We start from the raw sequence: 13,015 nt of genomic DNA, 5'->3' as shown, positions 1-13,015 counted from the left end.
CCGCCGCCGCGAAGGAGGCCCCAGGATGTCCGAGATCGACGAGATCATGCAGCAGGTCCCGGTCGGCCAGCTCGCCCAGCATTTCGGAGTCGACGAGAGCCAGGTCAGGGATGCGGCTGGGCAGGCACTGCCGGCGCTCCTCGGCGGCCTTAAGGCCAACGCCGACGACCCCCAGGGAGCGAGCTCGATCATGAGCGCCCTGACCCAACATGGCGGCGGAACCCCGAGCAGCCTCGAGCAGGTCGACACCCAGGAAGGGCAGAAGATCGTGGGCCACATCTTCGGCGGCAACACGGACGAGGTGGTCAACCGACTGGGCAGCACCGGCGGCGGCACGAGCGGGGGCCCGAGCGGCGACCTCGTCCAGAAGCTCCTGCCGGTGCTGGCGCCGATCGTCATGTCGTGGCTCGCCCGTCGCATCGGCGGCCAGCAGGGAGCCGGCACGCCGGCCCCGGCTGCCGGCCAGACCTCGGGCGGCCTGCAGGACGTCCTCAGCTCGGTCCTCGGCGGGCATTCCGGCTCCAGCTCCGGCGGAGGCGTGCTCGGCGGAGTGCTCGGCGGGCTGCTCGGCCAAGGCCGCCGCTGACCCGGGGACCCCCTCGAGCCAGACGCGTCGCCTTGGCGCAGCACCCGAGCCAGATGCGTCGCCTTGCCCCCAGATGCGTCGCCCGAAGGCAACGCAGATCCGTCAGGACGACGCATCTGGCGCGCGGGGGTGGGTGAGCGCGAGTGACTCAGCGGCGGCGCCCCTGACGAGAACAGCAGTCCCGTACGAAAGGGCGCCGCCGATGCCCGGAGCGGTCGCCACGCGCGCCCGCGCCACTCGCCCCGGGCGCCATCCAGAGCTCAGGCCTTCGGGAACGCCGGCGGGTGCACGCCCGCCATCGTCTCGAGCACCCGTACCACCTGGCAGCTGTAGCCGAACTCGTTGTCGTACCAGACGTACAGCACGACCCGGTTGTCTGCGGCGATCGTCGCCCGGCCGTCGACGATGCCCGCATACTGCGAGCCGACGAAGTCCGTCGAGACGACCTCCGGCGAGTCGATGAAGTCGAGCTGCTTGTGCAGCGGAGTGTGCAGTGAGGTCGTGCGCAGGTAGCGGTTGACCTCGTCCCGCCCAACGGGCCGCTCGAGGGTGAGGTTGAGGATCGCCATCGACACGTTCGGCGTGGGCACGCGGATCGAGTTGCCGGTCAGCTTGCCGGCAAGCCCGGGCAGGGCCTTCGCCACGGCCTTGGCCGCACCCGTCTCGGTGAGCACCATGTTGAGCGCCGCCGACCGGCCACGCCGCTCGCCCTTGTGGAAGTTGTCGATGAGGTTCTGGTCGTTGGTGAACGAGTGAACCGTCTCGACGTGGCCGCCGACGATGCCGTACTCGTCCGAGACGGCCTTGAGCACCGGCACGATCGCGTTCGTCGTGCACGAGGCGGCCGAGAGGATCCGCTCGTCGCCGATCGCCGACTCGTTGATGCCGGCCACCACGTTCGGCAGGTCACCCTTGCCGGGTGCCGTGAGCAGCACGCGCGACACGCCGGGGCAGGCGAGGTGCTGGGCGAGCCCATCGCGGTCGCGCCAACGTCCGGTGTTGTCGACGACGATCGCGTCGCGGATGCCGTATGCCGTGTAGTCGACGCTCCCGGGGTCGTCTGAGTAGATGACCTGGATCAGCGTGCCGTTGGCGAGGATCGTGTTCGCCTCGTCGTCGACGGCGATCGTGCCCTGGAACGACCCGTGCACCGAGTCGCGTCGCAGCAGGCTGGCGCGCTTGTGCAGGTCGTTCTCGGAGCCCCTGCGCACGACGACGGCCCGCAGCTTGAGCCCGTCACCCCCGCCCTCGTGGTCGATGAGGATCCGGGCGAGCAGGCGGCCGATCCGGCCGAAGCCGTAGAGGACGACGTCCTGGCCGCCGAGCTCCTCGGTCGAGCGGGTGCCCTTCTGCCCGACGAGGTCACCGAGCTCGTCGCGGACGAACTCCGTCAGGTCGCGGCCCGCGCCCTCCTGCCGGTACTTCCGGTTCAGCCGCGCGAGGTCGACCGACGCGGCACCCGGGTCGGCGGCGGCGACCGCCTGCAGCAGCGGGAGCGTGTCGGCGAGGTCGAGCACGACGTCGTCGACGCGGCGGGCGAAGCGGTGCGCCTTGATGATGTGGATCGCCGACTCGTTGACCAGGCCACGCCCGTAGATCGAGGTCACGACGTTGTTGTGCCGGTAGAGGCGGCCGACGATCGGGATCATCGCCTCCGCCAGAGCCAACCGGTCGGACCAGTCCTCATAGTGTTCGTCAGCCGTCTGACTCACAGATACCCCTTTGTACCTTTCCCGGGCCCTGTCGCGCCCGGCTCGTGCGGCGCCAGCCGCGTCACATGCGCGAGCCCGGCTCCACTCGGGAGCCGGGCTCGCGGTCCTGCCTACTGCAGCTTGTCGAGGATCATCTGGCGGGCCTTGCCGGCGTCCGCCTGCCCCTTCATCGCCTTCATGACCTGACCGATGAGCGCTCCGGCGGCCTGGACCTTGCCGCCGCGGATCTTGTCGGCCACGTCCGGGTTCGCGGCGATCACCTCGTCGATGGCCGTCTCGAGCGCCCCGTCGTCCTGGACGAGCTCGAGCCCGCGGGCGTCGGCGACCTCCACCGGGTGTCCCTCGCCATCGAGCACCCCGTCCAGCACCTGCCGGGCCATCGAGTCGTTGAGCCGGCCGGCCACGACCAATGCCACCAGCGCGGCGACGTCGCCGGGCGTGAAGCCCAGCCCCCCGGCAAACGTGACGAGGTCCTCCTCCGCCGCCTTCGCGCGCCGCGACGGCTCACCGAGCCACCACTTGCGGGCGGCCTGCGCGCTCGTGCCGAGCGCGACGGTCTCCTCGATGAGCTCCACAGCGCCGGCGTTGAGGACGTCGCGCATCTCGAGGTCGCTGTAGCCCCACTCGGCCTGCAGGCGCCTGCGTCGCTCGGCCGGCGGCTCGGGCAGGTTCACCTTCAGCCGCTCGACGAGCTCCCGCGGCGGCGCGACCGGGACGAGGTCCGGCTCCGGGAAGTAGCGGTAGTCCTCGGCGTCGGACTTCTCGCGTCCGGAGGTGGTGACGCCGGTGTCCTCGTGCCAGTGCCGGGTCTCCTGGAGGATCGACCCCCCGCCGGCGAGGATCGCCGCGTGCCGCGAGATCTCGTAGCGCACCGCCCGCTCCACCGAGCGGAGCGAGTTGACGTTCTTCGTCTCCGTGCGCGTGCCGAGCGGCACGGCCAGCTGCTCCGGGCCCGTGGGGCCGTCCGCGGCGCGGGGACGCAGCGACACGTTCGCGTCGCAGCGCATCGAACCCTGCTCCATCCTGACGTCGCTGACCTCGAGGGCGCGCATGAGGTCACGCAGTGCCGAGACGTAGGCGCGCGCCACCTCGGGCGCCCGCTCCCCCGCGCCGACGATCGGCTTGGTCACGATCTCGATGAGCGGGATCCCTGCGCGGTTGTAGTCGACGAGCGAGTGGTCCGCGCCGTGGATCCGGCCGGTCGCGCCGCCGATGTGGAGCGACTTGCCCGTGTCCTCCTCCATGTGCGCCCGCTCGATCTCGATGCGGTATGACGTGCCGTCCTCGAGCTGCACGTCGAGGTGACCTCCGTAGGCGATCGGCTCGTCGTACTGCGAGGTCTGGAAGTTCTTCGGCATGTCCGGGTAGAAGTAGTTCTTCCGGGCGAACCGGCACCACTCGGCGATCTCGCAGTTCAGGGCCAGCCCGATCCGGATCGCGGACTCGACCGCGGTGGCGTTGACCACGGGCAGTGCGCCGGGCAGCCCGAGGCAGACCGGGCAGACCTGGCTGTTGGGCGGGGCGCCGAAGGCCGTCGCGCAGCCGCAGAACATCTTCGTCGCGGTGCTGAGCTCGACGTGGACCTCGAGCCCCATGACGGGGTCGAAGCGGGCGATCGCCTCGTCGTAGTCCATGACCTCGTCGGCCGTCATCGATGCTGTCGTCATCGTCAGGCTCCCTTCACCGTCGTCGCGTCGAGCTGCGGGGCTCGGTCGATGAGCAGGCCGCCCCAGCGCTCGGCGAGGGCCTGCTCGAGCGCCGCGCCGACCGTGTAGAGCCGCTCGTCGCGCATCGCCGGGGCCAGGATCTGGATGCCCGCGGGCAGCCCGTCCTCGTCGGCGAGACCGGCAGGCAGCGACATGCCGGGGACACCGGCGAGGTTGGCGGGGATCGTCGCGATGTCGTTGAGGTACATCGCCATCGGGTCGTCGAGCTTGTCGCCGAACCGGAACGCCGTCGTCGGTGCCGTCGGGCTGACGAGGACGTCGACCTGGGAGAACGCCCGCTCGAAGTCCTGCGCGATGAGGGTGCGCACCTTCTGGGCGGAGCCATAGTAGGCGTCGTAGTAGCCGGAGCTCAGCGCGTAGGTGCCGAGGATGATCCGGCGCTTCACCTCGTCGCCGAAGCCGGCGTCGCGCGACGCCGCCATGACCTGCTCGGCGCTGGGGTCGCCGATGCCGTCCGGAGAGACGCGCAGGCCGTAGCGCATCGCGTCGAACTTGGCGAGGTTGGAGCTCGCCTCGCTCGGGAGGATGAGGTAGTAGGCGGCGAGCGCGTAGTCGAAGTTGGGGCACGACACCTCGACGACCTCGGCACCCCGGTCGACGAGGAGCTTCACGGCCTCGTCGAAGCGGGCCCGGACGCCGGCCTGGTAGCCCTCGCCCCCGAGCTCGCGCACCACGCCGATCTTCATGCCGCTGACGTCGCCGTTGCGGGCCGCCTCGACGACCGGCGGCACCGGCGCCTCGATCGAGGTCGAGTCCATCGGGTCGTGGCCGGCCATGACGGCGTGGAGCAGGGCCGTGTCGAGCACGCTGCGGGCACACGGTCCGGCCTGGTCGAGCGAGGACGCGAGCGCGACGAGGCCGTAGCGCGAGACGCCCCCATAGGTCGGCTTGGTCCCGACCGTGCCCGTCACCGCGGCCGGCTGGCGGATCGAGCCACCCGTGTCGGTGCCGATCGCGAGCGGCGCCTGGAACGACGCGACGACGGCGCTGGACCCACCGCCCGAGCCGCCGGGGATCCGCTCGAGGTCCCACGGGTTGCGGGTCGGCCCGTAGGCGGAGTGCTCGGTGGAGCTGCCCATGGCGAACTCGTCCATGTTCGTCTTGCCGAGGATCGGCATGCCCTCGGCGCGCAGCCGGGTGACGACGGTCGCGTCATACGGGGGCACCCAGCCCTCGAGAGTCCGGCTGCCGCACGTCGTCGGGATCCCGCGGGTCGTCAGGACGTCCTTGACCGCGATGGGCACACCGGCAAGCCTCGGCAGCGCCTCGCCGGCGGCACGCCGCTCGTCGACGGACCGGGCCGCCTGCAGGGCACCCTCGGCGTCGACGTGGAGGTAGGCATGCACCTGCCCGTCGACGGCCGCGATGCGGTCGAGGTGCGCCTGCGTCACCTCCACGGACGACACGGTCCTGTTCGCGAGCGCATCGGCGAGCTCGGCAGCGGTGGCACGGGTCAGATCGGAGTTCACTTCGTCAGTTCCCTTTGTCGGCAAGGAAGTTCGCTGGGAGGAGAGGTATGCCGCTCAGCAGGCTGCGCGGCATACGTGCAGTTAGTCCTCGGTCAGGATCCGGGGCACGCTGAAGCGCTGCTCCTCCACCGCGGGGGCGCCGGAGAGCGCCTCCTCCGGGGTGAGGCTCGGGCGCACGACGTCGGGGCGGGTCACGTTCGTCAGCGGCAGCGGGTGCGACATCGGGGCGACCCCGTCGATCGGCGCCTGCTGCACCTTGGCGACGGCCCCGAGGATGACGTCGAGCTCACCGACCATCCGGTCGAGCTCCGCCTCGCTGAGGTCGATGCGGGCGAGCATGGCGAGGTGCGCCACGTCGTCACGAGTGAGGGAGGACATGGGGGCCAGTCTATGAGGCGCGGTGTGGCCCTCGGACCACGGCTGTGGTCAACGCGGGCGGCGGCGGTCGATGACCCACTTGCGCAGCAGGTTCCGGCCGGTGCCCCACACCCCGTGGCGGAAGAGCAGCACGATGATGACGAAGATCGAGCCGGTGATCAGGCCGATCCCTTCGAACCCGGACGAGGCGAGCTGGTCCTCGAGCGTGACGGCGATGCCGGCGCCGACGAGCCCGCCCCACAGGGTGCCGATGCCGCCGAGGACCGTGATGAGCACGACCTTGCCCGACGTCGTCCAGACGAGCTCCTGCAGCGAGGCGAAGCCGTGACTGATCGCGAACACGCCGCCGGCGAGACCGGCGAGGCCGGCCGAGAGGACGAACACGGTGATCTTGTAGCGCTCGACGTCGTAGCCGAGGGCGCGCGCCCGGGCCGGGTTGTCCCGGATGGCGGTGAGGACGCGTCCGAAGGGCGAGTTGACGACCCGCCAGGCCAGGAGGACGCCGACGAGGATGAAGGCGAGCCCGACGTAGTAGAAGTAGAAGGAGTCGGTCTCGACGGCGTCGACGCCGAAGAAGCTCTTGGGGATGCCCTGCAGCCCGTTCTCGCCACCCGTCACGCTGCTCCACTGGTTGGCGACGAAGTACAGCATCTGCGCGAACGCGAGCGTCACCATGGCGAAGTAGATGCCCGTGCGGCGGACCGAGAGGTAGCCGATCGGTACGGCGATCAGCATCGCGAAGACCGCACCGCCGAGGATCGCGACGGGGAACGGCAGGCCCGACTTGATCGCAATGAGCCCCGTGCAGTACGCGGAGCCGCCCCAGAAGGCGGCGTGGCCGAAGCTCAGCAGGCCGGTGTAGCCGAGGAGCAGGTCGACGCTGATGGCGAACAGGCCCCAGCACATGATGTCCATCGCGACCGGAGGGTAGATGTACCACGGGAGCGCACACACGATGACGAGGCCGACGAGCAGCAGGAGGGCGCGCCACGGCCCACGACGGGGCATGATCGAGGACTCGCCGAGGTCGAGCTCGCTGGTCGGGGTGGTCAGTTCGGTGCTCATGCGGTCTCCTCCCGTCCGAAGAGCCCGGAGGGCCGGACGAGGATGATGATCGCCATCAGGACGAAGATGGCGATGCCGGCGATACGCGGCTGGTAGGCGATGCTGTAGGCCTCGACGAGACCCACGAGGAAGCCGGCGACGACCGCGCCGAGGATCGAGCCGAGGCCGCCGATGACGACCACGGCGAACAGGACGATGACGAAGTTGCTGCCCATCTCGGCGGTGATCGCCCGAGTGGGCGCGGCGAGGACCCCCGCGAGGCCGGCGAGCGCGATGCCGAAGCCGAACACCGGGGTGACCCACCGGCCGACGTTGATGCCGAGGGCGCGCGTGCGCTCCGGCGCTTCGGTCGCGGCCCGCACGATCATGCCGATCCGGGTCTTGGTCAGCAGCAGCCAGGCGAGGACGCAGATCGCGACGGAGAACAGGCAGGCGAACACCTGGTAGACCGGCAGGCCGATGCCGGCGACCGTCAGCTGGCCGCCGAGGCCGGCCGGGACCTCGTAGGGCAGGCCGGAGACGCCGTAGCGCTTCTTGACCGCCTCGACGAGCACCAGCGTGAGCCCGAACGTCAGCAGGAAGTTGTAGAGCGGGTCGAGCTGGAGCAGCCATCGGATGAGCACGCGCTCCATGAGCACGCCGACGCCGAACATGATGACGGGCACGATGACGAGCGCCACCCAGAAGTGGACGCCCACCTCGGCGAGGAGGACCGCCGAGATGACGGCGCCGAGCATGTAGCAGGCCCCGTGGGAGAAGTTGACGACACCGAGCACGCCGAAGATGACGGCGAGGCCGAGGGCGGACAGGGCGTAGAAGCCACCGACGGCGAGGCCCTGCAGGGTGTACTGGATGAAATCGCTCATGTCACCGCTCGATCAGGTGCGGGGGCGTCGTCCGGCCGGCGCACAGGCCGGGCCGACCGGACGACGTCCGGGACCATTGATGTGGGTCAGCTCAGCTTGCAGGTCGGGTTCGGGTCGCCGTACGCCTCGGCAGCGGGGACGGTCTTGACGATCTTCTCGTAGTCCCAGTCCTCGTCGGCCTTGTCCTTGACCTCGGCCAGGTAGGCGTCATGGGTGACGTTGTGGTCGGCCTTGCGGATCTCGCCGTTGCGCAGGAAGACGTCGTCGATCTTCTTGCCCTCGAGCTTGCCGACGATCGCGTCCGCGTCGTCGGTTCCCGCCTCCTGGACGGCCTCGAGGTAGTTGAGCGCCGCGGAGTAGTTCGCCGCGTGGGCGAAGGACGGACGGGTGTTCGTCTTCTCCTTGAACCGGTCGGCCCACTTGCGGTTCGTGTCGTCGAAGTTCCAGTACCACGCGTCGGTGAACTGGGTGCCGGCGAACTGGTCGACCCCGAGCGAGTGGATGTCGGTGATGAACATCAGGCCGACGGCGAGCTTGACCTTGCCCTTGAGCGGGCTCTGGTTGAACTGCTTGACGAAGTTGATGAGGTCGCCACCGGCGTTCATCGTGCCGATGACGTCGGGGTCACCCCCGCCGGCCTTGGTGATGAAGGTGGCGAAGTTGTCGTTCGGGAACGGGGCCGGGATCGACTCGCCGACGCTGCCGCCCGCCGCCTCGACCTCCTTCGTGAACGACTTGTTCATGTCCTGCCCGAACGCGTAGTCCGGGTAGACGATGTTCCACTTCTTGCCGCCCTCCTTGGTGATCGTGCCCGCGGTGCCCTTGGCGAGCATGGCGGTGTTGTAGGCCCAGTGGAAGGTGTACTTGTTGCACTGGTCGCCGGTCAGGGCGGTCGTGCCGGCGCCGATGTTGATGTAGAGCCTCTTCTTCGCCTTCGCCTGGTTGGCGACGGCGAGGGCGGCCGCGGAGTTGGGGACGTCGAGGATGATGTCGGCCTTCTGGCGCTCGTACATCTCCTGGGCCTTGGAGTTGGCGACGTCGGCCTTGTTCTGGTGGTCGGCCTGGACGAGCTCGATGTCCTTGGCGACGGCCTTCTCGCCGTACTTGGCCTTGTAGTCGTCGATCGCCATCTGGATCGCCACACCGGAGTTGGGACCGGAGAGGTCCTTGTAGACGCCGGACTGGTCGTTGAGCAGACCGATGACGACCTTGCCGTCGCTCAGCTTGCTGTCGCCGCCGCTCTGCGGGCCGCCGGAGCTGCCGCACGCCGCGAGCGCGAGTGACGCCGTGGCGGCGATGGCCAGGGGCGCCCTGAGTGTCCTGCTGCGCATGTCCCCTCCCTGGGGTGTGGTGGTGTTGGTTGGTCCCGGCTGGTCACATGCCGAGATAGGTGAGCAACTCGCTCTCGCGGGCCTGGAACTCCTCGTTGTCGAGGTGTTCCACGACCCTTCCCTGCGCCAGCAGGTAATGCCGGTCCGCCACGGTCGAGGCGAACTTGACGTTCTGCTCCACGAGCAGCACGCCGACCCCCTGGCTCTTGATCTCGCGGACGATCTCGCCGATCCGCTGCACGATGACGGGGGCGAGGCCCTCGCTCGGCTCGTCGAGCAGGAGCAGTCGGGCCCCCATCCGGAGGACGCGGGCCATGGCGAGCATCTGCTGCTCGCCACCGGAGAGCTTCGTGCCGGGGAAGTCTCGGCGCTCGTGGAGCACCGGGAAGTGCTCGTAGACCCGCTCGAGGGGCCAGGCCGCGTCGTGGACGACGGGCGGCAGGATGAGGTTCTCCTCGACGGAGAGGGTCGCATAGATGCCGCGGTCATCCGGCACCCAGCCGACGCCGAGCCGGGCGCGCGCGTCCGCGGACCGCGTCGTCACCTCCAGCCCGTCGAAGGTGATCGACCCCTGCGCCTGCTTGTGCAGCCCCATGACGGAGCGCAGCAGGGTCGTCTTGCCGGCCCCGTTGCGGCCGACGAGCGTGACGACCTCCCCGGGCGACACATCGAGGCTGACGTCTGTCAGCACCCTCGCCTCGCCGTACCAGGCCGAGACGCCGACGATGTCGAGGAGCGGGCGACGCTCGGACGCAGGCCGGGCTCGCTCGGGGGCGACCTCGGTGGACTCAGGCATGGGACTCCCCCAGGTAGGCAGTGACGACGCGGGGATCGGCGCGGACCTCCTCGTAGGGGCCCTCGGCGAGGACCTGCCCGGCCTGCAGGACGGTCACGCGGTCGGCGAGTGACCCGACGACGTGCATGTTGTGATCGACGAAGACGACGGTGCGGCCCGAGGCGATCCGCTTGACGAGCGCGATCGTCCGGTCGACGTCCTCGATGCCCATCCCGGCGGTCGGCTCGTCGAGGAGGAGCAGCTTGGGGTCGAGGGCCATCGCGATGGCGAGCTCAAGCGCACGCTTCTGGCCGTAGGCGAGTGACCCGGCGGGCACCGTCGCCCGGTCAGCGAGGCCGACCTGCTCGAGCAGCTCCATGGAGCGGTCCCGGAAGCGACCGAAGCGGGCCACCGACTGCCAGAACCGCCTCGTGAGGCCCGTCGGGCTGGCGAGCGCGAGCTCGAGGTGCTCCCGGAGCGAGAGCTGGTCGAACAGGCTGGTGATCTGGAAGGAGCGGGCGACCCCGAGATGGGCGATCTTCTCCGGAGGCAGGCCGCTGATGTCGCGCCCGTCGAAGAGGATCTCGCCCGAGGTCGGGCGCAGGAAGCCGGTCAGCAGGTTGAACAGCGTCGTCTTGCCGGCGCCGTTGGGCCCGACAAGTGCGTGGACGGTCCCCTCGGCGACACTGAGGTTGACCTTCGAGACGGCCGTGAAGCCACGGAACTCGCGGGTCAGGTCGTGCGTCTCGAGCAGGGCCGCTGGCGCGCTCACCTGCACCTCCTCGTGCGATCGACGTGGCCACGGTTCGGCCGACTTCGCCACAGCCTAGGAGGGGGTGAGACGTGGGGCACGGGTGGCCCGCACACACCTCGGGCCCGGGTATGGGGCGACACCACATCGCCCCTCTCGCCGCCCCGAAAGGTCAGTCCGGCGAGCCGGTCTCGAGGAGCCGGACGAACTGTCCCTCGTCGAGGATCGGCAGCCCGAGCTCCTCGGCCTTGGCTGCCTTGGACCCGGCGTTGGCCCCGACGACGACCCAGTCGGTCTTCTTCGACACCGAGCCCGCCGCCTTGCCGCCGCGGCTGATGATGGCCTCCTTGGTCTCGTCGCGCGAGAAGCCCTCGAGGGAACCCGTCACGACGACGGTCAGGCCCTCGAGGGTGCGCGGGATGGACTCGTCACGCACGTCGGCCATCCGCACCCCTGCGTCCGCCCAGCGCTCGACGATCGACTGGTGCCAGTCGACGTCGAACCACTGGGTGACGGACTCGGCGATGACGCCACCGACGCCCTCGGCGTGCGCCAGCGCATCGGTCGTCGCGCCTCGGATGGCATCCATCGAGCCGAAGTGGCTCGCCAGCGCCCGTGCGGCGGTCGGGCCGACGTGCCGGATGGAGAGGGCGACGAGCACCCGCCAGAGCGGCTGGGTCTTGGCCTTCTCGAGCTCGGTCAGGAGCCGCTCGCCGTTGGCGGACAGGACCCGCCCGTCGACGACGTGCTCCTCCGGGTCCGTCCGCCGGGCAGCGCGGGTGTAGAGCCCGACTCTGGTGAGCCGCTCGCGGGTCAGGCCGTACTCCCCCGCCCTGGGGCTGTCGGGCGCCGGGGGGAACAGGTCGCCCTCGTCCTGGATGACGCCCGACTCGAGCATCGCGATGGAGCCCTCCCACCCGAGTGCCTCGATGTCGAGCGCGCTGCGGGAGGCGAGCCCGAAGAGCCGCTCACGCAGCTGGCTCGGGCACGAGCGGGAGTTGGGGCACCGGATGTCCTTGTCGCCCTCCTTCTCGGGGGCGAGCGGGGTGCCGCACGAGGGACACTCCGTCGGCATGACGAAGGGCCGCTCGGTCCCGTCCCGGAGGTCGACCACCGGCCCGACGATCTCCGGGATGACGTCACCGGCCTTGCGCAGCACGACCGTGTCGCCGATGAGGACGCCCTTGCGCTCGACCTCGTAGGCGTTGTGCAGGGTCGCCTGCTCGACAGTCGAGCCGGCCACGACGACGGGCTCCATGACGCCGTATGGCGTCACCCGGCCCGTCCGGCCGACGTTGACGCGGATGTCGAGCAGCTTCGTGTTGACCTCTTCGGGCGGGTACTTGAACGCGGTCGCCCAGCGGGGCGCGCGCGACGTGGCCCCGAGCTGGCGCTGCAGCGGGACCTCGTCGACCTTGACGACGACGCCGTCGATGTCGAACGGCCGGTCGTGGCGGTGCTCGCCGTGGTAGGCGATGTACTCCTCCACCGCGGCGATGTCGTCGAGGACCCGGAACTCGTCGGAGGTCGGCAGGCCCCAGGCGTGCAGCGCCTCGTAGGCCTGGCTCTGCCGGGTGATCTCGAAGCCGCGCCGGGCCCCGATGCCGTGGACGAGCATCCGCAGCGGCCGGCTCGCGGTGACGCGCGGGTCCTTCTGGCGCAGCGAGCCGGCCGCGGCGTTGCGAGGGTTGGCGAACGGCGCCTTGCCCGCCGCGACCAGGCCGGCGTTGAGGTCGGCGAAGGCCGCGGTCGGGAAGAACACCTCCCCGCGGATCTCGACGAGGTCGGGCACGGAGGTCCCCTTCAACACGGACGGTATGCCGCTCACCGCCCTCACGTTGTTCGTGACGTCCTCGCCGGTGCGCCCGTCGCCGCGGGTGAGCGCCCGGGTCAGCCGTCCCCCCTCGTAGAGCAGGTTGACGGCCAGGCCGTCGATCTTCAGCTCGCTGAGGAAGTGCGACTCGGCGCCCACCTCGCGCTCGACGCGCTGCGCCCACCCGCGCAGCTCCTCGAACGAGAACACGTTGTCGAGGCTCAGCATCCGTTCGAGGTGGTCGACCGGCTGGAAGCCGGTGGCGAATGCGGTGCCGCCGACCTGTTGCGTCGGGCTGTCCGGGGTGCGCAGCGACGGCCACTCCTCCTCGAGGGCGCTCAGCCGACGCATGACCTGGTCGTAGGCGGCGTCGCTGATCGTCGGCGCGTCCCTGACGTAGTAGGCGAACTGGGCCGCCCGGGCCTGCTCGGCGAGGTCGGTCCACTCCCGGTGGACCTCGGACGGGACGACGTCGGCGGTCGGGTCGGCGCTCGGCTCGGTCTGGCTCACCCGCCCATCCTGCCAGCCGACCCGTCGGTAAC

General features: G+C 70.3%; 11 protein-coding genes. 1 reads left to right on the top strand and 10 read right to left on the bottom strand.

What is annotated here, in order from left to right; all coding sequences use genetic code 11:
• Nucleotides 1–25 precede the first annotated feature (25 nt).
• On the top strand, nt 26–586 hold the full coding sequence (locus ACTHJJ_RS08430) for a DUF937 domain-containing protein (RefSeq protein WP_440302495.1): 561 nt from the start codon (nt 26–28) through the stop codon (nt 584–586).
• Between the two features lie 260 nt (nt 587–846).
• Here the strand turns inward: ACTHJJ_RS08430 and ACTHJJ_RS08425 are convergent, their stop codons facing one another.
• The 10 genes from ACTHJJ_RS08425 to ligA all read right to left on the bottom strand — a co-directional run bounded on the left by ACTHJJ_RS08425 (nt 847) and on the right by ligA (nt 12,983).
• On the bottom strand, nt 847–2,298 hold the full coding sequence (locus ACTHJJ_RS08425) for a glyceraldehyde-3-phosphate dehydrogenase (protein ID WP_440302494.1): 1,452 nt from the start codon (nt 2,296–2,298) through the stop codon (nt 847–849).
• A 110-nt stretch (nt 2,299–2,408) separates the two neighbouring features.
• Nucleotides 2,409–3,965, bottom strand: coding sequence for an Asp-tRNA(Asn)/Glu-tRNA(Gln) amidotransferase subunit GatB (gatB, locus tag ACTHJJ_RS08420; protein WP_440302493.1), 1,557 nt, complete (start codon nt 3,963–3,965; stop codon nt 2,409–2,411).
• Nucleotides 3,966–3,967: 2 nt separating this feature from the next.
• Nucleotides 3,968–5,494, bottom strand: a complete 1,527-nt coding sequence (gene gatA / locus ACTHJJ_RS08415; protein ID WP_440302492.1) for an Asp-tRNA(Asn)/Glu-tRNA(Gln) amidotransferase subunit GatA — start codon at nt 5,492–5,494, stop codon at nt 3,968–3,970.
• Between the two features lie 81 nt (nt 5,495–5,575).
• Nucleotides 5,576–5,872 (bottom strand): Asp-tRNA(Asn)/Glu-tRNA(Gln) amidotransferase subunit GatC, encoded by a 297-nt coding sequence (gene gatC / locus ACTHJJ_RS08410; protein WP_440302491.1) that lies wholly within the window; start codon nt 5,870–5,872, stop codon nt 5,576–5,578.
• 48 nt (nt 5,873–5,920) lie between these two features.
• Nucleotides 5,921–6,937, bottom strand: a complete 1,017-nt coding sequence (locus tag ACTHJJ_RS08405) for a branched-chain amino acid ABC transporter permease (RefSeq protein ID WP_440302490.1) — start codon at nt 6,935–6,937, stop codon at nt 5,921–5,923.
• Nucleotides 6,934–7,803, bottom strand: coding sequence for a branched-chain amino acid ABC transporter permease (locus ACTHJJ_RS08400; RefSeq protein WP_440302489.1), 870 nt, complete (start codon nt 7,801–7,803; stop codon nt 6,934–6,936). Before ACTHJJ_RS08400 ends, ACTHJJ_RS08405 begins: the two co-directional genes overlap by 4 nt.
• 86 nt (nt 7,804–7,889) lie before the next feature.
• Complete coding sequence (locus ACTHJJ_RS08395; RefSeq protein ID WP_440302488.1) at nt 7,890–9,134, bottom strand: ABC transporter substrate-binding protein; 1,245 nt, start codon at nt 9,132–9,134, stop codon at nt 7,890–7,892.
• A 43-nt stretch (nt 9,135–9,177) separates the two neighbouring features.
• Complete coding sequence (locus ACTHJJ_RS08390; RefSeq protein ID WP_440302487.1) at nt 9,178–9,930, bottom strand: ABC transporter ATP-binding protein; 753 nt, start codon at nt 9,928–9,930, stop codon at nt 9,178–9,180.
• Complete coding sequence (locus ACTHJJ_RS08385; protein ID WP_440302486.1) at nt 9,923–10,681, bottom strand: ABC transporter ATP-binding protein; 759 nt, start codon at nt 10,679–10,681, stop codon at nt 9,923–9,925. Before ACTHJJ_RS08385 ends, ACTHJJ_RS08390 begins: the two co-directional genes overlap by 8 nt.
• A gap of 151 nt (nt 10,682–10,832) precedes the next feature.
• Nucleotides 10,833–12,983, bottom strand: a complete 2,151-nt coding sequence (gene ligA, locus ACTHJJ_RS08380) for an NAD-dependent DNA ligase LigA (RefSeq protein ID WP_440302485.1) — start codon at nt 12,981–12,983, stop codon at nt 10,833–10,835.
• Nucleotides 12,984–13,015 lie beyond the last annotated feature (32 nt).

This window comes from Intrasporangium sp., assembly GCF_051961875.1.
Taxonomy (GTDB): domain Bacteria; phylum Actinomycetota; class Actinomycetes; order Actinomycetales; family Dermatophilaceae; genus Intrasporangium_A.
This window is presented reverse-complemented; position numbering and strand designations above follow the sequence as displayed.

What these genes read in the sequence shown, in the direction of transcription:
- ACTHJJ_RS08390 (WP_440302487.1), bottom strand. Translation starts at nt 9,930, where the DNA reads ATGCCTGAGTCCACCGAGGTCGCCCCCGAGCGAGCCCGGCCTGCGTCC.
- ACTHJJ_RS08405 (WP_440302490.1), bottom strand. Translation starts at nt 6,937, where the DNA reads ATGAGCACCGAACTGACCACCCCGACCAGCGAGCTCGACCTCGGCGAG.
- gatC (WP_440302491.1), bottom strand. Translation starts at nt 5,872, where the DNA reads ATGTCCTCCCTCACTCGTGACGACGTGGCGCACCTCGCCATGCTCGCC.
- ACTHJJ_RS08400 (WP_440302489.1), bottom strand. Translation starts at nt 7,803, where the DNA reads ATGAGCGATTTCATCCAGTACACCCTGCAGGGCCTCGCCGTCGGTGGC.
- ACTHJJ_RS08430 (WP_440302495.1), top strand. Translation starts at nt 26, where the DNA reads ATGTCCGAGATCGACGAGATCATGCAGCAGGTCCCGGTCGGCCAGCTC.
- gatB (WP_440302493.1), bottom strand. Translation starts at nt 3,965, where the DNA reads ATGACGACAGCATCGATGACGGCCGACGAGGTCATGGACTACGACGAG.
- ACTHJJ_RS08395 (WP_440302488.1), bottom strand. Translation starts at nt 9,134, where the DNA reads ATGCGCAGCAGGACACTCAGGGCGCCCCTGGCCATCGCCGCCACGGCG.